Consider the following 1,115-nt stretch of genomic DNA (forward strand, 5'->3'; position numbering starts at 1 on the left):
TGCTGTAGAGCATGGAGCTCGTGAACCCCCGGACCGAGGAGTGCGACCGCCACGACGGGAAGACGACGTCGTAGCTCCTGCCGTCCTGGACGCGCAGGGCCGGCTCCCGCAGCGCCCGGTCGCACGCGTCGTGGCCGACCACCACGAAGCGGCCGGGTTTCGTGGGGACCGCCTGCCCGTGCGCGCGGATCGCCTCGTAGAGGGGGTAGGGGTCCTGGCGGCCCCGCACCGTGCCCAGCGCGTCGAGCGCCTCGACCGGCGACATGACCGTGCCGGCCATACGCTCTCTCCTTGTCTGCCGTACCCCGCGCCGCGTTCGGCCGGGGCGGCGTGCGTCAGACCACGGACATCTGGATGATCGCGGAGGAACCCGCGGGGTGGACGGCGACGACCCGGAGCCCGGCCCGGCCCGCCAGCTCCGTGAACGCCTCGACGCCGCGTTCCTTGGCTCCGTAGACGCACAGCATGCGCAGGTCCATGCCGGTGTGCGGGGCGTCGCCCGCCGAACCGGTCGACTCGATCACGAACACCGATCCCGTCCGGCCCGCCGCCTCGGCGCAGCGCCGCAGGATCGCGACGGACGCCTCGTCGTCCCAGTCGTGCAGGACCAGGGAGAGCACGTAGGCGCCCGCGCCGGCGGGGAGAGGGTCGAAGAAGCTGCCCGTGACCGCGTTCGCCCGGTCGTCCAGTCCGGACGCCGCGAAGGACTCCTTGGCGCGCTGCACCGCGTCGGGCAGGTCCAGGACCGTGCCGCGCAGCGACGGGTAGGCGGTCAGCAGCGCGGTCAGCAGGGAGCCGTCGCCGCCTCCGAGGTCGATCACATGGCCGGTGGACGCCCAGTCGAAACCGGCCACGACGGCCGGAGCGCGGGTGGCGACGTCCTGGCCGAGCAGCCGGTTGAACGATTCCGCGCGCCGGGGGTCGTCCGCCAGATCTTCCCAGAAGGAACGGCCGTAGCGCAGCGGGAAGGCGGCCTTCCCGGTCCGTACGCTGTGCAGCAGGTCGACGAACGACAGCTCTCCGCGTCCCGCCCCCTCCATGTCGAACCAGGCCCGGACGCCCGCCGGGTGGTCCTCGCACAGCGGCCGGCCCAGGGGGGTCAGGGTGTACCGGCC

At 73.5% G+C, this 1,115-nt stretch carries 1 protein-coding gene and 1 pseudogene; both read right to left on the minus strand.

What is annotated here, in order from left to right:
- Positions 1 to 280 (minus strand): annotated as a pseudogene (locus ACFVWD_RS58495) (cytochrome P450); the annotation flags it as partial.
- A 55-nt stretch (positions 281 to 335) separates the two neighbouring features.
- The coding region (locus ACFVWD_RS58500; protein WP_389607344.1) for a methyltransferase at positions 336 to 1,115 on the minus strand (780 nt) is incomplete at its 5' end.

Origin of the sequence: Streptomyces sp. NPDC058086 (assembly GCF_042885015.1) — a bacterium.
GTDB lineage: Bacteria > Actinomycetota > Actinomycetes > Streptomycetales > Streptomycetaceae > Streptomyces.